This is a genomic window from Pseudobutyrivibrio sp. MD2005 (assembly GCF_000621865.1).
Lineage (GTDB): Bacteria > Bacillota > Clostridia > Lachnospirales > Lachnospiraceae > Pseudobutyrivibrio.
Map to the genome: position 1 here is coordinate 303,256 of NZ_JHXE01000001.1, position 21,794 is coordinate 325,049.

Here is a 21,794-nt window from a genome sequence, read left to right on the forward strand (position 1 = left end):
TGATTTCATGATAGATATAAAGCAGTTTTTGAAAAAGGATTATGTTAAATCATTCATTATATGTTTTATTATAGCTTGCCTTTCGCTATTACCGTTTGTAGTAGCAGGGCATGGCTTTTTTGTGTTGACGAACGATTTCAATGATCAGCAGATTCCTTTTACAATGGGATTGCATAGAGACTTATTAGATGGTGGTTTTAATGGCTTTAGTTGGAGCGTTGATTTAGGCACATCCACAATTCAGGCTTATAGTTTTTATGAATTGGGGGGACCATTTTTCTGGTTGAGCATGTTGTTCCCAGTTAATGCATTTCCTTATATGGTGGCATGGTTCTTTATGCTTAAATTTGCATTTGCAGGCCTTACCTCTTGCCTTTATCTTAAGAGATTTGTAAAGGATAGCAAATGGGCGGTGCTTGGCTCAGTGCTTTATGCGTTTTCGGGTTATTCACTTGCCAACATGCTTTTCTATCATTTCCATGATGCGATAGTTTGTTTCCCACTAATGTTGCTTGGATTAGAAATTTACAAAGAGAAAAAGGATAGCAGATTATTTATATTTTCGATATTCATTAACTGCTTCGTTAACTACTTCTTCTTTGTGGGAGATGTTGTATTTCTAATAATCTATTATCTATTTAGATTTGCAAGTAAAGATATTAAGACATTAATCCTAGATGTAGTAAAGTGCATTGGCTGTGGCGTGCTTGGCGTTGCCATGGCAGCATTTATGTTTATTCCAAACATCATGTATATCTCGGGTAATCCTCGAACAGGGCAGTTCAGTGGTATCTTATCGATGCTCACCACTACTTTAGAAGATTACCTGTACATACTAAAAAATATGCTGCTTCCGGCAGAGACATTAACATCTGTTAGTGTTATAAATGAGCAGAATTTCTCTAGCCATGGAATGTACTTACCTTTGTTTGGATTAGTTTTGGTGATTGCCTATATTATAAAAAAACGCGATTGGCTTTCTAGAATAATCCTGTTTTGTGCAGTGGCTAGTTTTATACCACTTCTAAGCGATTTGTTTTATATGTACAGTGCGGCGCAAATGAGATGGTGGTACGCATTCGGCCTTATGGTTGTATTGGCATCTATCAGAATGATAGAAGAGCCAGAGGTTAAAGCTATAAAAGTTGCGACAGTAGGCTACATTGCGATAATCATAATGTTTGCGATTATCATAAATGTATTAAATGGCCTAAATATCAACGATCATCAGTGGATTAATGATGCAGTTAGATTTTATGTATATGTAGCAATTGCTATAGTCGGTGCGATTATTACTTGTATCATCACCACAAGAAGCCAGATAAATTACAAAAATGTATTTGTAAATGTAGCTATCGTTTCAGTAGGCCTCATGTTTAGCACAGCCTTTATATATAAGACCTGCGATTGGATGGGCTTACAAGCTTACAAGCAAAAGTATGATGTGTCTGTTGAGTTGGAGCTCCCTAGTGAACAGTACAGATTAAACAACACTATGAATCTTATCAGCATGGCTGCACATGTAGCTGGCTTTACTAACCAAACATCTACAAATGCAAATAGCATTATCGAGTTTGAAGATTTATTTGATTACTACCACAATGTGGCTGGAATGCCAAAGAACGATATTCCAGGTTTGGCAGAGCTAATTGCAGGAAAATACTATTTGATGTATGAAGAAACAGCAGGAACTGTTGTTGACACTTATGATACAGATCTAGGCACAGCCTATTTAATGGAGCGTGGTGCTTGTCCAATTGGATTTGCGGTAGATTCATACATCACACTTGAGGAATTAAAGAGCTTACCAGTCAATCAAAGAGCAATAGCACTTCTTGATAGTGCAGTGATTGATGAGGCTGATGTAACAAAAGAAATTGCAAATGATTTAAAGCAAAATACAGCAGATGATATAGATTTTGATAAATCTATAGATGATTATGTTACAGAGCACACCTATGGTTCGGTTCTTGGATTTAGTAAAGATGGTCACGGTATGAAATGTGTGACCGGCTATGATAAAGACACTTATGTGTATTTCAGTGTGCCTTATGATGAGGGCTGGACAGCTACAGTTGATGGCATTCAAACGGACATTATTAAATCTGGCGGTATGATGCTTATCAAGGTTCCAGCAGGAAATCATAATGTGGAATTCACGTATGGTACACCAGGATTTAAAATCGGACTTATTATTGCCGCCTTAGGATGGTGCGCATTTACAGCATTGATGCTAATGGCTAGGAGAAAGGATAGAAACTGATGACAGTAGCAACAACTATCGAAAATAAGATAAAAGAATTCATTGAAAGGCTGACAGTTGCGCAGAAGTATGCATTTTGTTCAGCAATATTGTTTGGAATATTTGCTCACGGATTTGCTTTTTTTAATAGATTGTCTGTGCATGACAATAGCCATTGCCTATTTGATTTGGGTGCGTCTTACGAAGTAAATCGCTGGGGCCTTGGTATTCTTTATAGATTAATGGTGTTTACTACAAAGACCTATTCATTGCCATTCTTTAATGGATTTATGTCTGTGGTATTTATTGGAATTTGCGCAATGATTCTTATGGACATCTTTGAGATAAGGTCAAAGGTAGTAGCTGTAATCATTGGTGGCCTTATGGTTGTGTTCCCGATGGTAACAAGCGTATTTTCATTTATGTTTACAAGCTGGCCATATTTCATGGGCCTTGTATTTGGATTTCAGGCAGCGAGGGTTCTTACAAAAGAGCTTTCTGTTAAAAATGTAATCATCAGTGCTCTTTGGATGGCGGTTTGCCTTAGCTTTTACCAGGCATTCCTTGGAGTGGTAGTTACTATCTTCTTGCTTAAGATGCTTATAGACGTAATTGATGCTAAGACAGAATCGGTAGTGAAATATGCAATTTCAGGTTTCTCATATTTAATTGAATTGGGCCTTTCACTTGGAATCTGGTCTATCATCGCAAAGATATTTAGAACCGTTAAGCACATGGAACTCAATGATTATAAAGGCTGGGGCGAGCCATACAACATCGCCAAATTCCCTCTAAAACTCAAAGAAGCCATTACAAGCTTCTTGTCATTTAGAATGGAAGGCATTAATCAGCTTAGATATCTAAGAATGATTTCGTTGCTAATTTTTGCATTAACAGTAGTTATGATTGTAATGCTTTTAATTAAGTCACAGGCTAAGCTGGCAGTAAAGCTTTCGTCTATTGTAGGCGCATTACTTTTACCTGTATCAATGACAGTTATTTATCTTCTTTCCACAAGTGATATGTTCCAGGTAAGTACTCTGATGATTTATGCAGAAGTGTTTGTTTACATCATTCCGTTAATACTATTAGAGAAATATGAAGGATTTGATGGTGTAATTGCAGGAAGAATGTCACAGATAATTGCCGGATTAATGATTTTGTGCACTAGTGTTGTGACACTTGGATATGTATATTTAGATAATGGTGCTTATAATAAGGCTGCCATTTACCAGGAACAGGCTGTTGTTTATATGACAGCGCTTATGGCAAATATCAAAGCTACTGAAGGCTTTGCTGATGATATGGATATCGTGTTTGTTGGCTTCAATAATGTAGAAGATTCAACAATAAATGAAGTCGCAAAGAAAGAAGAATTGGATGGTATTCAGCTAGAAAAGTACTATAATTCACTAGAGGAAATGATAAACTTCGGCGTGAATGTACAGTTTATGCGTGATCATCTAGGTATCGGAAATGATCAAATCATTATTGATGATGATAATGAATACGCTGAACTTCCAGAAGTAAAGGCAATGCCTACATATCCTAATGATGGTGGAATAGCTATTGTGGATGGGAAGGTTATTGTTAAGATGGGGGAAATGTAGATATATAGTTATTCTAAAATGAAACGAGGATGAAATATGTTATTTTCGGTTGTAATTCCTGTATATGGTTGTAGAGCTGCTCTACCTGAACTTCACAGAAGGTTAACAGAAACTATATCTGAGTTAACCACAGATTATGAAATAATACTAGTGAATGATAATTGCCCAGAAAATTCTTGGGAAGTAATTGAAGAATTATGTGCTAGGGATTCTCATGTAATCGGTATTGAGCTGTCACGTAATTTTGGGCAGATGAATGCCATGCTTGCTGGTCTTAATAATTGCAAAGGCGAATGGGTTATTGTTATGGATTGTGACTTGCAGGATAGGCCAGAGGAAATACCGAGATTATATGCAAAAGCCAAAGAGGGATATGATGTTGTCTTCGCAAGACGCGCTGATAGAAAAGACTCCAAAATAAAAATATTTTGGTCAAATCTATTTTATAAGGTATACAATTATGCGACAGACGGAAATTATGATGGTGCTTTATGTAACTATTCGGTTATTAATAGAAAAGTTATTGAAGCATATTGTTCCATGAACGAGCAGTATCGTGACTATGTAATGTATATAAAATGGTTAGGATTTCACTCCACGGCTATTGATGTAGAGCATAATGCGAGATTTGAAGGTGAAAGTTCTTATACGTTTAAGAAAAAAGTTGATATGGCAATTGAATTGCTGACATCTCAATCAGATAAGATGCTAAAGCTAGTTGTAAAACTGGGATTCAGTATGACATTTTTAGCGTTTATAGCAATTATTGTAATTGTTATCCAATATTTTACAATTGATGTTGACCCTGGATGGACCAGTATGGTCGCTTCGATAATCTTGATTGGTGGTCTTGTTATTTTAACAATTGGAATGGTCGGTTTGTATGTTGGAAATATTTTTGTGCAAACAAAGGATAGACCTAAATATGTTATAAGACAGATAATTAATGAGGATAAAGAGGAAGGTTAGAGTGGTTTGAAAAAAATAGCTATAATAGGAGCCTCTTATTTACAGGTTCCATTAATCAATAAAGCAAAGGAGATGGGGTATGAAACTCACGTATTTGCTTGGGAAGCAAACGATGTAGGAGAAGCGCTTGCAGATTATTTTTACCCCATAAGCATAATTGAAAAGGAACAAATCCTTCAAAAATGTAAGGAAATAAAAATAGATGGAATATGCACAATTGCATCCGATTTGGCTACTGTAGCTGTTAATTATGTCGCTAATGAGATGAGCCTGGTTGGTAACAGTATGGATTGTACTATAAAATCTACAAACAAGTGGGTAATGAGAGAGACATTCCTAAAAAACGCAGATCCATCACCACGTTTTGCTATAATTAAATCGGAGCAAGACTACAATAAAATAGAATTTAATTACCCTGTCATAGTAAAACCACTTGATAGATCTGGAAGTCGAGGCATCACTAAGGTAGACTCGGCTTTAGAATTAGAGACTGCAGTTAAAATGGCATTAGAAGTAGGTTTTGAAAAATCAGCAATAATAGAAGAGTTTGTTAGCGGAACAGAGTATAGTATAGAAGGAATAAGCTATCGTGGACATCATGAAATACTAGCTATTACAAGAAAGTACACCACAGGAGCTCCTCATTTCATTGAAACTGCTCATTGTGAACCTGCAGTCTTATCAGTAGAAATCGTGAAGAAGATTAAGGATGTTGTAAAACATGCCTTAACCAGCCTTGGAGTTGAAAATGGGGCTTCACATTCAGAATTGAAAATAGATAAAGATGGAAATATTAAGATTATAGAAATAGGTGCCCGGATGGGTGGTGACTGTATTGGTAGTGGTTTAGTGCAATTATCTACAGGTGTAGATTTCGTAAAAGCAGTTATCGATGTTGCTATGGGAAATAAACCGGATATACATCCATCAAGAAAGAATTATGCAATAATAAGATATGTGATGAATAAAAAAGATAAAGAACTGATGGATTCTGCACTCGAAAAGATGTCAGAGAATGTTATTGACTATAAATTGGCTGATAATCTTGAAGGTGAAATTTTAGATAGTTCGACAAGATATGGTTATTTTATGATGTGTGATGAAAATGGTGAAGTATTGAAATACTTACCAGAAGAATAGAAATTATTCTTAATATAATAATATAATGCCTAAAATTAGTTCTTATGAAAGGTTATAGTTCGATGAAAAGAAAATTAAGTTTTGCAATACCTTGTTATAATAGTGCGAATACAATACCACAGGTAATTGCAGAGATTAGAGAAACTCTAGCTAAAGTCGAGGATAAATATGAATACGAAATAATAACAGTAGTTGATGGGTCACCGGATAATGTATTTGAGGTATTGCAGGGATTGGCTGCTCAGGATCAAAGGATTAAGGTGATTAATCTGGCGAAGAATTATGGACAGTCTAGCGCTAAGATGGCAGCTTTAAAGTATTCTACTGGTGATTATATAATCATTATGGATGATGATGGACAATGTCCAGCAGACAAGACTATTGATCTTATTGCACCACTTGAGAATGGCTATGATGTATCTATGGCAGATTATCCGCAGAAGAAGCAAAGCTGGTTTAAGAATTTTGGAAGTAAGTTCAATACAGTTACATGTAGGCTTGTATTGGATGTACCAAAGGATTTTCGCTCATCAAACTTTTATGCAATGAAAAAATTTGTGAGAGATCAGATAATTCAATATAGAAATCCATATCCATTTATGGATGGATTGATTTCACAGATAACAAAAAGCATTGGTTATGTTCCAATGGAAGAACGTGAGAGAATTAGCGGATCAACTGGATATACACTGGCAAAGCTATTGACCTTCTGGTTGAATGGCTTTACAGCATTCTCAATTATTCCACTTAGAATTTCTTCAATGATAGGAATAATATGTGCAATAGCGGGATTTATAGGTGGTATAGTTACTGTGCTTAGAAAAATTATTATTGTTGAAATACATGTTGGTTGGAGTTCTATTATATCGCTTATGCTATTTATTGGTGGATTAATTATGCTTATGCTTGGCATGATAGGTGAGTATATAGGTAGAATATATATAAGCATAAATGATGCTCCGCAATATGTTGAGAGAGAAACTATTAACGTAGAGAGGCAATAGAATGCGAAAAATAATGATTATGGGAGCTGGTATCTATCAAGTTCCACTTATACTAAAAGCCAAAGAAATGGGCCTTTATGTTATTGCTGTAAGCAGACCAGGGGATTATCCTGGGTTCAAATATTCAGATAAAAACTATTATTTTGACACAAGAGACACTGAAAATATTCTTAAAGTAGCAAAAGAAGAAGGTATTAGTGGTATTTGCACTACAGGCACTGATGTAGCATTAAAGGCTGTAGGGTATGTCAATGATGCAATGAATTTACATGGTGTATCCTATGATGCTGCATGCATTTGCGCTGACAAAGCATTAATGAAAGATTGCTTTGAAAAAGGTGGTGTAAAATCTGCTGAGCATAAAAGGATTTCTTCTATCGATGATGCCAGAGAATGGATGAAATATCTCAACTCGCCTGTTATTATCAAACCTGTGGATAGTTCAGGTAGCAGGGGCATAACTAGGGTGGATGATATTTCAGAGCTTGATTCAGCATTTGAAAAAGCAATGTCCTTTACGACAAAGGATTATGTGGTTATAGAAAGATTTATCGAAGGAACTGAGATAGGCTTGGACGCATTTGTTGTTAATAACAAAGTCCAATTTATAGCACCTCATGAAAAGCTTAACTATTTCAATGGATCGACTTGTGTTCCGGTTGGACATCGTTTCCCACTTAATGAAAGTAGCACAGTGATTAAGCGAATAGAAGATGAGTGCAATAAAGTTATTTCTGCTATAGGATTAAATGATTGTGCTATAAACATGGATATAATGATTAGCGATGGACAGCCTTACATTCTAGAAGCCAGCGGTAGATGTGGCGCTACATGTATACCAGAGTTAATAAGCATATTTTACAATTTTGATTTTTACGAAGAAATGATATCATGTGCCATGGGAGACCAAGTACATTTCGAAGAAAAAGAGAAAACTCCTTGCATTGGTAAGGTGATTATCCCTTACAAGGATGGACATATTACTGATCAAAAGATTCTGACAGATAATCCAGATATAAAGGTATCATTGGATTATGAGCCGGGTGAAATAGTACATAAGTTCCAGGTGGGACCAGATAGAATAGGACAAATTATCGCTAAAGGTAGTGAAATTAATGAAGAAAAAATTGTAAAAATTACTATAGAGTAATGTTTGTATCTTAAATTTATTAATAAAATGTCTGTATTCAATTTGTAAACAAAGTGCTAAAATTACATATAATGTTTGAATTTGTGTGAAAGAGTGAGGAATAAAAAATGATTTCATTTAATGTTCCACCATGTGTGGGTACCGAAGAAAAATACATAAAGGATGCCATCGCTAAGCATAAAATCTGTGGTGATGGTGAATATACAAAGAAGTGTAATGCTTGGCTTGAAGAACGTACAGGCTCACCAAAGGTGTTACTTACTACATCATGTACACATGCTACAGAGATGGCTGCACTTTTAGCTGAGATAGAGCCTGGTGATGAAGTAATAATGCCTTCATTTACATTCGTTTCAACAGCAGATGCATTTGTTCTTAGAGGAGCAAAGGCGGTATTTGTTGATATCCGTCCTGACACAATGAATATAGACGAGACAAAAATAGAAGCAGCAATTACTAAGAAGACAAAGGCTATCGTTCCAGTACACTATGCTGGTGTTTCGTGCGAGATGGATACTATCATGGATATAGCTCGCAGACACAACCTACTTGTTATCGAGGATGCTGCTCAGGGTGTATTGAGCTCATACAAGGGCAAGGCGTTAGGCACAATTGGTGATTATGGATGCTTCAGCTTCCATGAGACAAAAAATTATTCAATGGGTGAAGGTGGTGCAATCTTAATTAAGAATGAAGATATGATTGAGCCAGCAGAAATTATTAGAGAAAAAGGAACAAACAGAGCTAAGTTCTTTAGAGGACAGATTGATAAATATACATGGGTTAATGCCGGATCATCATATTTGCCATCAGAGCTTAATGCTGCATACCTATACGGAGAGCTTGAGCAGGCTGACAAGATTTTTGACGATAGAATGAATTCATGGAATGAGTATTATAAGGCATTTAAAGATATTGCTGATGCTGGAAAGATTGATTTACCAGTTATTCCAGAAGGCTGTGAACATAATGCTCACATGTTCTACCTTAAGTGTAAAGATTTGGAAGAACGTACAAATTTGATTAGCTTTGCTAAAGAGCATGGTGTTCAGATGGTATTCCATTATATTCCACTTCATTCTGCTCCTGCTGGTAAGAAGCATGGGCGTTTCAATGGCGAGGATATATATACAACAAAGGAAAGTGAACGATTAGTAAGATTGCCGTTATATTATGGACTTACTGATGAGGACAGAAACAAGGTAATTGATGTAGTAAGAGATTTTTATAAAAATAGATAAAAATAACATTATCAATATCTAATAAACATTTTTATAACTAAAGAGTTAATAATTATAGAATCCATAGAGCGACGATAATTGTTTTATGGATTCTTGTTATCTGTATGTGCATTTGAAATAAATATTAAGCCATGAAAATGTTATATAAGAATGAAATATATGATGGTTTTTAGAAAAGCTGAGAGGGAGATTAGATGAATATAAAATCGATGAATGTAAAACTGCTTTTAAAAAAAGCAGTTTTATTAGTGCCTATAGGAATATTAGTTTTAAACTGGTGTGTCAATGAGATATGCTTTGAAACAAATGACGATAGCATAATGATGACTATTTTAGCAGGATTTAAAACAGGATATCCTACACCACATTCATTTTTTTGTAATATTGTTTGGGGAATAATTGTCTCAACTCTGTATAAAATTACTGGAATGATTCCATGGTATGGTCTTATTTATGTAGCCATTGTTTGTGTTGCTATGACTATAGTTTTTGATAATTGCTTAAGGCTATTCAATAGAAGAGTGGTAATTGCAACATTGGCTTTTTTGTTTCTGTTTATGGGGCTTTTTTGCTGGTATTCAACTGTGTTTCAGTTTACAGTTATTCCGGCATTTTCAGGAATGTCAGCAATACTGCTAATGTCACATGAAATTAATAATCCTAACAAATTTTTAATAAATAAGCGATTTGTTGGTTTTTTAGTATTAACGTTTATAACACTAATACTACGAATAGAAACAGCATACTTATTTACAGCGGCATTAGTTGTATATGGTGTGTCATTAAAATTCATTTACAATGCTAAGACAAAAAAATACATGGTTAGCGGTGTAATTATGCAGGTCATAATGTTCCTAATTAATAGCTTGTATTTACATGTTACTGAATGGGGAAAATTTGGAGAATTTGCAAATGTACGTTCAGCTTGGAGCGACTTTCCACGATTAGCATACTCAGACAACCCTGAAATTTTCAGTTCAATAAACTGGTCAGAAAAATTCTATGAGTTAACGAAAAGTTGGTTTTTCCTAGATGAAAACTTTACAAAAGACGCGTTAACTGTGTTACGTGATTCCTATAATGATGTAAGTGAGGGATATCTGGTATTAGATGCATTAAAATCAGTTTTTACAAATGGAAGCATAGTAATCGAAATATTTGCGACATTGATGATAATAACTTCTATAGTATTAGCTTTCATTGCTCACAAAAGGAAAAACATAGTTACTATTGTTTCGTTTGTGGCAGTAACAATAGCGGTAATGTTTGCAGTTGCGCTAAGTGGAAGACTATTATATAGAGTATGGTATGCTATCATCATTATTTATTTAATACCAGCTTTCTTTATAGTTTTTTCAGATTTAGACATAGGAAGTGTAATTAGTACGAAAAAAGTATTAGGTTCTGCATTAGGACTAATAGCTATATTATTTAGTATATATTCTATGGTGAGTGTAAATGGCTTATATAAGGATATGGTGAATACTTGCAACAGTAGGAAAGAAGAAAAAAAATTCTTGGAGAGTGCTAATCAGTTTGCGATGAATTATCCTAATAGCTTTTTTATATATGATACAAGCGTAGGATTTCCAGTAGATGTTTTTTTAACTTATCCTAAAGAAAAACCAAGCAATATAATGCTTTGGGGAGGATGGGAAGCATATTCTCCAATATACTATAGACAGATTAATAATAACGGATTCGAGACATTTTATCCTGATGATTTTTTTAATGATAGAGTGTTCTTTATCTGTAATTCTCAGGATACATGGGGAACGGAGTCATTACTGTATTCATATATGGAAGAGAGAGTCCCTGGATGTAAGCTAGAACTTGTAAGTCAGCAAGAATTGATTAATGTATATAGGTTTACAAAGTAATAGTTAACAAGATTTAAATACTGGAGAGAAATATGAATAAGTTTTCTGAATTAGCCACACAAAGAATATTGAAGTGTTGTTCAATTATAGCGTTTATAGTGGCAATCTATGCTACCTTAACGATAGGTCAAGCAATGATTCATACTGACACTAGTACTAGTAATAGATTATTTAATAGCATTATTAGTAGTAAGAGTCTTTTTCCAGATTCATGGAATTACAATAATGGAGAAATAATATATTTTAGAGAAACTTTAATGCCTGTAATCATGCAGGCTTTGATTCCTAGTGCAATTTTATCAAGGGTAGTATCAGCTGCAATTGTTCTTATCATCGGATGTTGGGGACTAATATGGATAAGCAGAAGATTGTTTAATGACTATTCATACATAGTATCCATTCCAGTGCTATTATTATTTGCTAGTAGTATAAACTACCGCAATATGATTTTTTACGAGTCAGCATATACTTCACAGTTATTCGCATTTACGTTTTGTTTTGGAATGGCTTACAAGATGTTGATTAATAAAGAAAACAGAATCGCATATAGGGTGGTGCATTTCGCATTATTATTTTTAATGATGCTTTGTGGAATAAGAAGTCTGGCAGAATATTTATTGCCGCTGATAGTATCATTGGGAACTATTTATGTGTATCAATTAAAGAAACATAATAGGATAAATGTTAGCATTAAAAATCTAATCATTTATATCATTATTCCAGCAATACTAGGATATGCTTGCTATAAGTATGTTTATATAAATAATGAGATTCATATGTATAGCACACGTGCATCTGCAATTGATTTTTCTATAACAGGAGCAGAGATATTATATAATTTAAAAACTACATTTATAAACCTATTTACTATTTTTGGATTTGGATTAAAGGGAAATCTGTTGAAGAATGGCCTAGCTATAATTATTGCAATTTCAGTCTTTATTGTATTTCCAGTTCTTCAGTTAATAGATTATAAAAAAGTAAAAGCCGAAGAAATGGCTTATACATTATTTGCCTTTATCCATAACATAATTATTCTTATTGTAGTTATTCTTTCATCTAAGCTATATGAACGTTATTTAATTACATGTATTTTCGTGGCTACCATTATTTCGGCAAACTATATTTATAGGCATATTTTTACTAGAAATAATACTATTTCTTTAGTGCTTTCTATATTGTTTTTGGCGGTCACTATCATATATGGCGTAAATTTATATTCTAGTACTGTTGGTTGGAAAGAGAAGGTTGAAGCCCAAAAAGAAGAATGTCAGAAACTGATAGATAAAGGTATCACAAAAGTATATGCTTCTAATTGGATTGCATACCCACATGAGGTATATTCAGAAAACAAATTGACCGCTGGAGCAATAACAATAAAACCTAGACTTTTACAGAAATATTATCCTTTAGCCGACGATAAAGCATTTGAAAAAAAAGAAGGCAGATCTTGTATACTAATGACTCAAGCTGAAGCTGAAAAATGTCACAATGCAGTATTTGTTATGTGTGGCACACAAACAGAGGATTTTCTTATAAAGGATGCGTACGTATCTGACAATGGCAATTTTTATTATACAGATTTAGTTGCATATGTTTTTGATGAGGATGTAGGAGAAAAACTTGCAGATGGGTTTAGAGATGGCCTTTTAGATATTAAGGATATGGACTTTAATTGGTATGGAACAATGACAGAGGACACAATTATACTTGAAGAAAATGGACTTATACATGGTCCATATTCATACTTGGGTAAGGGACATTATTCAGTGAAAATAGAGGGAAAAAACTTAGTAGGATGTAATTGTGCCGTCATTTCGGAAATATCGCAAGAAAGCATATCGTTTAGTACTGCCTCGGTTGAGGATGATTGTATTGAATTAGATTTAGTACTATCTACTGGTATAGAAGACTTACAGATTTACCTGTCAAATACAACGCCTGATACCAAAGTGGAGTTTTATGATATTAAAGTAGATAAATTATAATCAATAATTTCGAATAGTATATCAGTATAAATGAGGATTTTATAAATAGGATAATTAGTGTGAAGAAAAGAAATAGTATTACCACAGACAAAAAGCGATTAATGTTTTTTGTCTGTATGACAATATTTATCGCAGTTTGCATATTTGTATATAGCGCGTTTACAGGTAATGAAAATCAAGTTTTTACGGATGTTGTAAATGAGATTACGGCAGGTATGGGGGGCAACAAGAGTGCCGAGAAAAATATGTTTTATATTTTCTCGGTGCTAGGAATTATAGTTTATAGTTTTTATTATTTGTGTTTTGCTCAAAAAAATACATTTGATGTAGAGAATACTATAAGCATTAATTCAGATAAGTATGCCATTATAGCGTTAATAGTATTTAATATAACATCTATTATTGTTTATGGAGAAATAAAGACAATATCATTTACTGCATTAATGCTAGCTTTAATAGTATTTGTTTTAAACAAAGAATTGATTACAGATGCAATTTCTTTATATTTTATATTGATATATTCACTAGTAGGTATATATAGAATATATGTATTTGTGGGTGGAAAAAATAAAGCGAATTCAACGTTGTTAGTTCTATGTTCATTATTTCTAACATGTTTATTGGTATTGTGGCGTAGGAGAAGTGAGCTTGTATTGGGGATTCTGTTTGCGCAGCTATTCGTACCTTTTACACTTCTAATATATTTTCAAGATACTTATTTAACAGCAGATAACAGCTATATTACTATAGCATCATCAAAGAAGATAATTATAACAATTGGTATATTGATATTATGCTTTTTTGCAGAGACAATAGTTAAGATAATTAAATATGCTAGGAAAGAAATCTCAGTGCGACAAATATTGAATTATGGGACATGTGTTTGTATTATGGCATTCAATCAATATTATGGTACCAATTCATTAGTTGGACTAGATATGCATCATAGTTTTGAAGATGTAATTGGTTATTCTCAAATTTTTGAGATGGGAAGGGTTCCATATAGTCAATACATACCTGTATCGGGATTATATTCTGTTGTACAAGGAGTATTTTTTAAAGTTTTTGGAGAAGGGCTAGTTTCATATTACAATGTATCAGCCAATATATATTACTTGGTTATATGTTTATTTTTAATCTATTTTTTACGTAAACAGCTAAGCTCCACTTGGGTTTTGTTTGTTTCACTAGTATTTTGCTTTGGGCAATATAATAGAGTGGTATTAATGACTCCAGTATTTTTGTGTCTATCTATGCCTCGCTTGATTAAAAATAAGAACTTGTGGCTAAAAATATGGATTTTAACTAGCTTTTTGCATGGATTATATTATCCAGTGTATGGGGCGGCAATTTGCTTGGGATTTATGCCACTAGGGATTTGGCAGATATATAGCTATATTAAGACAGAGCAATTAAAAAGTGATTTAAAAAATGCTAGATTTTGGATAAGTTGGATAATTACATTGCTTCCGGTAGGGTTAGGTATTCCACTATTGTTAGGTACTGCTAGGCACATGTTAGCAATGGCAAGCCAGACGATATATGCAGATGGAGCAACTCGTTTTGGACAGATAATACAAAATAGTTTTTTTCCATATATCAATTCTATAGGTATAAGGTTGTTTTTATATTATATGGCGTCATATTTAATTGTGATTACATTAGTTATACTTTCGGTAGCCTTGTTTTATGTTAATGGGAAAGTGGTATATAGAGAAAAGAGATTAAAAATAGATAATCCGGTTAATGGTTTTTTATCTTTGTCAATTTCTATAATAGCATTGATTTCAATGAGCTATAGTGTTGTTCGCTTCGAACTAGAAAGTATATATGCCAGAAGCGATGGGTTTGTTAAGCTTTCATTTGTTGCTCTTGTTATAATCGTTGCAAAATATATGAGTGATAATAACAATAAATTAGCTGTATTTGTTTTTGCTTGCTTTTTGATTGCCTTAGTACAGGAAGAAGGCGTTAATCAATTAAGTGCTGATTCTAAACTTGAAGCATATTATAAAGTACCAGACGGATACATCCATGCAAATGCAAATGACGTTGTTGCTAGTTTAGGGGAGTGTTTTGTTACAGAAGATATATATGATACAATCGAATCATCCTATGAACAATCAGAAAAATATGATAAGGATAAAGCATATTTAGGGATTGTTGGGAATTTCGGAGAATACTATTTTGATGGTTTTAAAGGGGATTCGGTTTTAGAATTATGGTCTACTGTCAAGGGATACAAAGCAACTCAGGAAACAGTTGACTTAATTAGAAAAAACAAAACTATCGTTGGGTATTCTTTAGATCCAGTAAACAACTATTATATATATCATTATCTTGTTATGTCAGGGGAATATATTTGGAATCCGGGAGAATATGTATTTACACCTAATGATGGTAGCCTCAGTATTAATGACATATTTGCGAATAATAAAATGAATATCCCAGCTTTAACAGATCCTGATTTGGGGAAAACTGCGGGTTCGTGGGGAAGCTCAATGCAAAGTTTGAACTCAATATTTAGCGAACCGAACGTTGATGAAGCTGTTGTCGAAGATGGAAGTTCAGGCAAGATAATATTTGATCAAGCGATGCTTGGGGAAGATGCAGATTTCTTGTATGTAGAGTTTGAGAACATGGATCAGGATTATCGGTATACTTTAACAAGTTTAAGCGAAGAGTTCTTTTATGATGTTCCAGAAAATTCATTAGTCAAATACATGATGAAAAAAAGCTATAACCCAGGAATGTACGTCAAAATAGAGTGGACTGATGATAATAATAATACAAATAGTATGCGCTGCGAAATGGATGAAGGAAAACTTCTAATACCACTTGGCGCTGGAAAAGGTTGGTTATTTGATAATCATGAGGAAATAAGGATAACGGTCACAATAGATGATGAAATTGTTGATGTGCCACAAATAAAAGATGCTAGGATGCTGAAGTTGCGGGCGGTAAAATAGAAGAATAATTTTGATATTAGAATAATAAAATAACACAAGGCAAAGAGTAATATATCTTTGCCTTGTGTTATTTTAAGTGAGTAAAAGGTATAATGGATAATGTTTAAATTTAATCGAAGAAATAATGTTGGAAAGGAATATATTTTAATGGATTTTTTAAAACGAAATATATTTTCGTATGGAATAATTGGATTATTATATAGAACGATTTTATTACTCTTTGGAGTTGTTGAAATTGCATTACTATGGGTAATGTCAATTTCTTTTATTTGTTATATTTCTAATGATGAAAATGAAGCTACTTTCTTTTGTAAGGACAATGCAATTCTAAATATTTTGATAATTGTTTTGTTTATTATAGTATTGTACTTGTTAAGTAAGAGACCTTTTATTACATCATTTAAGACAAGGTTAAGTGATGATATATTCTTTAAAAAAGTAAAAAAATATCTGCTATGGATTATCGCAGCCATAGGTTTTATTTGGGTTATAATTACCCAATATATTCCCGGGGCAGATCAGATTGATGTTTTGGGAAGTGCATATAGATATGGAGTAGGTGCCACAGATATGGTTAGATCGGGTGGGTATCTCGATAAATGGCCTCATAATATTGGAATAACAACTTTAGAAACAATACTTGCGAGAGTTTTTGGAGATTTCAATATTATATTTATGCAGCTTTTGAACGTCCCTGGGCTTGTTTTAATATATAAGAAGATGGTGGATTCATGGGATAAATTAGGGGGCTCTCGTTTTTCGCAAATTTGTACATTGGTATGTGGCATAATTTTTTATCCAATGATTATGTACGTTTCATTTGTATATGGAAATATATGGAGCGTTGCGTTTGCATTAATAGCATTTGAAGCTGAAATAGATTATTTTAGAGAATACAAGATTAAGTCGCTGATAATATGTATACTTACTATTGGCTTGTCTTTTATGGCTAAAGCAAGTGGAATTATATTTCTTATAGCACTTTGTATTTTTGCCATTATCCTTGGGTTGAAAGATAAGATTAAACTCTATAAAGTTGCTGTTATAATTATTGCAATGAGTTTATCAGTTGTTGCATTTTCTGTGATTCCAAAGAAAATAATGATAAAGAAAACGGGATATGATATTCGAGATGATGGCATATGGGCATTTGTTGCTATGGCCTTACAGGAAGATGGAACTGCACCAGGATGGTATAACGGTTACGTTTTTGATGTCTATTCCAATAATGATTGGAATACTGAATTGGCAGAAAAGGAAGCTAAAGAAGAAACATTTAATAGATTGAATTATTTATTTAGTGATAAGCATCATGCTTATGAGTTTTTCTCAAAGAAAGTTGCTTCCATGTGGATTGAACCAACCTTTGAGGGCTATTGGATAAATCAAACTAGAAACCATAGAGTTAGATTCCCCGGTTGGTTAGAATTATTTATGAGCGCAAAGGGATATGCTGCTGCTACAAAGTTTTTCGATGTATTTGAAATACTGATACTAACAGGCTCACTATTGTGGTTGATATTAGAAGAAAAAGACAAATTTAATTGTAAATCATTTTTATTGTTGAGCTTTGTAGGTGGATTTACATTTAATCTAATGTGGGAATCTAAGTCCCAATATACTATTACATATTTTATTCTTCTTTTTCCTTACGCGATGGAAGGATTTGAATATCTTATGGAAAAAAGAAAAGAAATGCTAAGTAGCACTAACAAAGTAATTTTGGCATACAGTTGTGCTACAGTAGTTATTTATACTGCCGGGTACTTTTTAGATGGTTCAAATTGCTTATCTCAACATAATGAGGTTTTTGATAAATACATAGATGAATGGACAATGAATGATTTAACAGAGTCTACTCATGAGATTAATAATATGAAAGCTAAGATTGAAGATTATCAAGATCAGTGTGAGTCTTATCAAGAACAATGTGATTATTATCGGGGACTGCTGGATGATAATGGAATAGAGTATTAAAACTAAGATATAGATGCGTCTATTTAACGAAAGGTAATTAAGGACAATGAATATAGTAAAAAAAATTTATAAATATCCATTGGAAATAATATTGGCATTGCTGATTATTTTAACGATAATCTTTAGCAGTTTTTGCCTTATCGATTCTATTCCTTTATCTTATGGTAAATCCAGATTAATCTGTAATCAGTCTGATGTTGATCCGACAAACATAAGTGATTACCTTGAAAAAATGTCATCTGACCATACTGTAATAATAGTTTTGAAAGATACTCAGCCTCAATTTGTTACAAATGAAATGATTGAACATTTGAAAGACGTAGGTTTTAAAGATGTGGGTCTACTAGAAGAAAATGCATTGCATAGCTATATTGGCATATTATCAAAGGGAAGAATAATATATGAACAAGTTGGTTCAGATGAGATGATAACTTTTGGGGATGCCATAGATAAGCACTATGTTGTGGCGCAAAGTGGAACCTATAATGATGGATATACGGGTGAGATTTTTATAGATACAATACAATATGCACCTAATATAAGTGGGTTAAATATAGTTACTGTTGATCTGGAGGATAATGAGCTAATTGACTCGGTTGGATACGATGTATTTGCAGAAGATACTCCAGTGTATAGATTAGAAAATGATTCATTGAATCAAATGAAATCCTCAAATTAGAGGGGAGAGTTTATATGTTTAAATGCTTAAAAAGTTATATTGCTCCTATTATTATTTCCCTATTACAATGGATTGCTACATTAGTATTTAATGTGGATAAAAAGTTTTTCACTTATAATCAGGTAACACACTATTACATTATTGTTAAGTGTCTTTATGGAATATTACTAATAGTGTTCTGGTGTTATCTGTTTCATTTTATAAGAAAACTAAAAAGTAGAGATGCCGAACATAAGCGAGCATTAAAAGTTTTTCTTGTTTATGTAGCAATAATGTTAATATATGGCATCATATTGTGGCCAGGCACATGGAGCTGGGATGATTTGATGACACTTCATACTATTGATACCTATGAATCATTTTTTCCTTGGCAAGGTATAATTACTGGCGTATATCAAGATTTATTGTTGCAAGTACTTCCTTTTCCCGGTGGAATAATCATTTTACAAAATATTATTATTTCAATGTGTGTGTCTGCGATAGTATTAAGCATAGAGCGAATATTCAAAGTGGTAGTTTCTGGTAATTGGGTTATTGATACTATTGTAAAACTACTTCCATTCTTTATTTTGCCACCTGTTATTATGTATCAGTTTTCTGGCTATAGAATGGGTATTTATGTATATCTGGAGTTGTTTGTGCTCGTTAAATTAATAGAAATTAATACAGAGCATTACAGATGGTCTTGGGGGAATATTATTTTATTAGCGGCTGTATGTGTAATAGTTGCAATTTGGCGAACAGAATCGCTGATTTATATACCATTTGTAATACTACTATTGCTAATATCAAGGCAACAACCTGCTGTTATACGTAAAAAGATTGTATGCATAGTATTGATTTGTTTAGGTTCATTTGGACTTAATTCTTGGCAGAAAACAGAGCTAGTTAATAGTAATTACGAGATAATTTCACTGCTTTGCCCTTCAGCTGAGCTAGTTAGAGCAGCAGATATTAATGATGATGCAGAATTGTTAAATACGATTGATAAGGTTACTGATATAAAAGTAATATTAACAAATCCTCAATACGATGGTGAGCGTTTATATTGGAGGACTAATTGTGTTAGGGATGGTTATTCAAAAGAAGAATATCGTAATTATATAAAAGCAATAGTGAAGTTGTCACTAAAGTATCCAAAAGTTGTATCTGTTGAAAGATTAAACAAATTTATTATAGCTACGAATTTAAATGGGAGAACAGTTTATAACGACGATTCGGCATATATATTCGATGAAGATTGTGATAATGAACAACAATTGGAGGCATATACAAAGAATTGGTTTGCTTACAGACCTATCTTATATAAAACTCGTACTATTGTCATAAATATACTCAGCAGTAAAACTATTGATGGAGAACGTATACAATCGGTATGTAGAGTTGTATGGAATGGTTTGATTCCAATATTAATTATTATTTATACATGGATTAAGTTGTTTGTAAAAAAGAAGTGGTATTATTGGGTGCTATGCAGTTCCATGGTATTCAAGATTTTAATAGTATTTCTTACAGAACCAGCAGGATGGTTGATGTATTTCTTGTCAGCTTATCTAGTGGGTTATTTGATATTCATATATGGATTGATATGGCTCATAAGGACATATCAAACAGAAAAAACCGCCAACTAGGCGGTTTTTTTATTTACATATATGTTATTCCATAAGCTGTAAGTAAATAGAAATATAATAATCCCATGAGAGTATGAATTCCAAAAGCTAGCCATTCAACTAAAAGAACTAAGGTCTTTTTAGAACGAATGCCATCAGCCCAAAGTTTTAAAGTATCCTTTAAAACTATTATCACAGATGTCATGAATACTAAAAACTGTCCGCATTGATATCCCCAGAAGAAATTACCATGGTTCTCGCGGAATCCTTTTTCGTAGAATACAGCAGCCATGAAAAAGCTCATGAGAAGTACTAACCAGGATGCTTTGAAGATTTTATCTTCCTTTAGAGATTTCCAATTAAATATAAATACTACGATTGGAAAGAGCAATCCTAAAACTACAGCAAGTGGAATGTTGTTACAGCTGTGAGACCATACTCTGAATAATCCGATTCCAATGCCCTGTTCCTCTCCGGTAGAGGCAACGCCAGTAAAGTTAGATGAATACTGGTACAGCAAATCAACTATTGTAGGTATGTAAAAAAGTCCGAGTAAAAATGTCTGTCGGAAATTCTTCCATTTAGCAGCAAACAAACGATAAATCATTATCAGGCCAAATGTGCCCATGTGAACAAGAGTGTAACTTGGCTTGGTCATTGTTGTAAGCAATAAAGAAATAGAAAATGCAAAGTATAGGCTGATCTGTTTTCCTGTATTTTTGGCACCCTTGGCGAAATCCTTTTCGTATTCAGCTAGAGTGATTACACCAAATATAAACGCAAGGATCATAAAAGGTCTTGCGGCTATGAATGTGTGATTGTGCCATGGATTAGGTGAACACACACCGCGCATTCTGTTAAGTATACCGAATTTCTCGAATACGGAGCCATAAATCATAGAAACGAAAAAAAGGCATGTGGTGCTGATGGTTGAAAGTAACTTGGCACCAGAGTATTTATCGAGAACGACCTTTGTAATAATAATTGCCAGCGCATTAAGCAATGTCACGGCAATCACCATTGCCCATTCAGGTGATGGGGCGAAATAGTTGATAAGCTTACCAAGTTTGAACATAACCGGATATGGGAAGTTGTACTTGGTGTTTGTACCTAACATTTCTTCAATGTATGGCTTTATATCAGAAGGCCATGGTGGCCCAGGTGCATATTGAGCCTGACGGTAGAATAAAACAAGGCTAGAAACGCTTGCCAGGACTAGAAGCACAACGAAGACAAGATAATCAAAATACTTATAGTACTTTGAGTTTACAATCTTAGCTAGATTCGCTTTCATAAAACAAAAAATCTCCATTCATATTAATTCTTTATGTATTA

14 protein-coding genes are annotated in these 21,794 nt (G+C 33.5%); 13 read left to right on the forward strand and 1 reads right to left on the reverse strand.

The features are described from left to right. Positions 1–7: 7 nt before the first annotated feature. The 13 genes from T498_RS0101415 (at position 8) to T498_RS0101475 (ending at position 20,480) form a co-directional block, all read left to right on the forward strand. Positions 8–2,263, forward strand: coding sequence for a YfhO family protein (locus tag T498_RS0101415; protein ID WP_028234378.1), 2,256 nt, complete (start codon positions 8–10; stop codon positions 2,261–2,263). Beyond that, complete coding sequence (locus tag T498_RS0101420) at positions 2,263–3,852, forward strand: glucosyltransferase domain-containing protein (RefSeq protein WP_028234379.1); 1,590 nt, start codon at positions 2,263–2,265, stop codon at positions 3,850–3,852. Before T498_RS0101415 ends, T498_RS0101420 begins: the two co-directional genes overlap by 1 nt. A 36-nt stretch (positions 3,853–3,888) precedes the next feature. Next, the gene (locus T498_RS0101425; protein ID WP_028234380.1) at positions 3,889–4,821 is read left to right on the forward strand and encodes a glycosyltransferase family 2 protein; all 933 of its coding nucleotides are present in this window, start codon (positions 3,889–3,891) and stop codon (positions 4,819–4,821) included. A gap of 6 nt (positions 4,822–4,827) precedes the next feature. Then, positions 4,828–5,961 carry an ATP-grasp domain-containing protein gene (locus T498_RS0101430; RefSeq protein ID WP_028234381.1) on the forward strand — a complete coding sequence of 378 codons (1,134 nt, stop codon included), beginning with the start codon at positions 4,828–4,830 and terminating at the stop codon, positions 5,959–5,961. 62 nt (positions 5,962–6,023) lie between these two features. Next, entirely contained in the window at positions 6,024–6,965 is a 942-nt protein-coding gene (locus tag T498_RS0101435; protein ID WP_036977597.1) for a glycosyltransferase family 2 protein, read from the forward strand. A gap of 1 nt (position 6,966) precedes the next feature. After that, complete coding sequence (locus T498_RS0101440) at positions 6,967–8,115, forward strand: ATP-grasp domain-containing protein (RefSeq protein ID WP_028234383.1); 1,149 nt, start codon at positions 6,967–6,969, stop codon at positions 8,113–8,115. Positions 8,116–8,222: 107 nt separating this feature from the next. Continuing rightward, positions 8,223–9,356: a dTDP-4-amino-4,6-dideoxygalactose transaminase gene (gene rffA, locus T498_RS0101445; protein ID WP_028234384.1), complete on the forward strand. Its 1,134-nt coding sequence runs from the start codon at positions 8,223–8,225 to the stop codon at positions 9,354–9,356. Between the two features lie 194 nt (positions 9,357–9,550). Continuing rightward, positions 9,551–11,236, forward strand: coding sequence for a hypothetical protein (locus T498_RS0101450; RefSeq protein WP_028234385.1), 1,686 nt, complete (start codon positions 9,551–9,553; stop codon positions 11,234–11,236). Between the two features lie 32 nt (positions 11,237–11,268). Further along, positions 11,269–13,224 (forward strand): hypothetical protein, encoded by a 1,956-nt coding sequence (locus tag T498_RS0101455; RefSeq protein ID WP_028234386.1) that lies wholly within the window; start codon positions 11,269–11,271, stop codon positions 13,222–13,224. Between the two features lie 59 nt (positions 13,225–13,283). Beyond that, complete coding sequence (locus T498_RS0101460) at positions 13,284–16,193, forward strand: hypothetical protein (protein ID WP_028234387.1); 2,910 nt, start codon at positions 13,284–13,286, stop codon at positions 16,191–16,193. A 99-nt stretch (positions 16,194–16,292) separates the two neighbouring features. Further along, entirely contained in the window at positions 16,293–18,170 is a 1,878-nt protein-coding gene (locus tag T498_RS0101465) for a hypothetical protein (RefSeq protein ID WP_036977599.1), read from the forward strand. Positions 18,171–18,216: 46 nt separating this feature from the next. Continuing rightward, positions 18,217–18,849, forward strand: a complete 633-nt coding sequence (locus T498_RS0101470) for a hypothetical protein (RefSeq protein WP_028234389.1) — start codon at positions 18,217–18,219, stop codon at positions 18,847–18,849. A 14-nt stretch (positions 18,850–18,863) separates the two neighbouring features. Further along, positions 18,864–20,480, forward strand: coding sequence for a hypothetical protein (locus T498_RS0101475; protein WP_028234390.1), 1,617 nt, complete (start codon positions 18,864–18,866; stop codon positions 20,478–20,480). Between the two features lie 13 nt (positions 20,481–20,493). Here T498_RS0101475 and T498_RS0101480 read toward each other — a convergent pair whose 3' ends face one another. Next, a complete protein-coding gene (locus tag T498_RS0101480; protein ID WP_028234391.1) occupies positions 20,494–21,753 on the reverse strand; it encodes a hypothetical protein in 1,260 nt (419 codons plus the stop codon). Between the last annotated feature and the right edge of the window lie 41 nt (positions 21,754–21,794).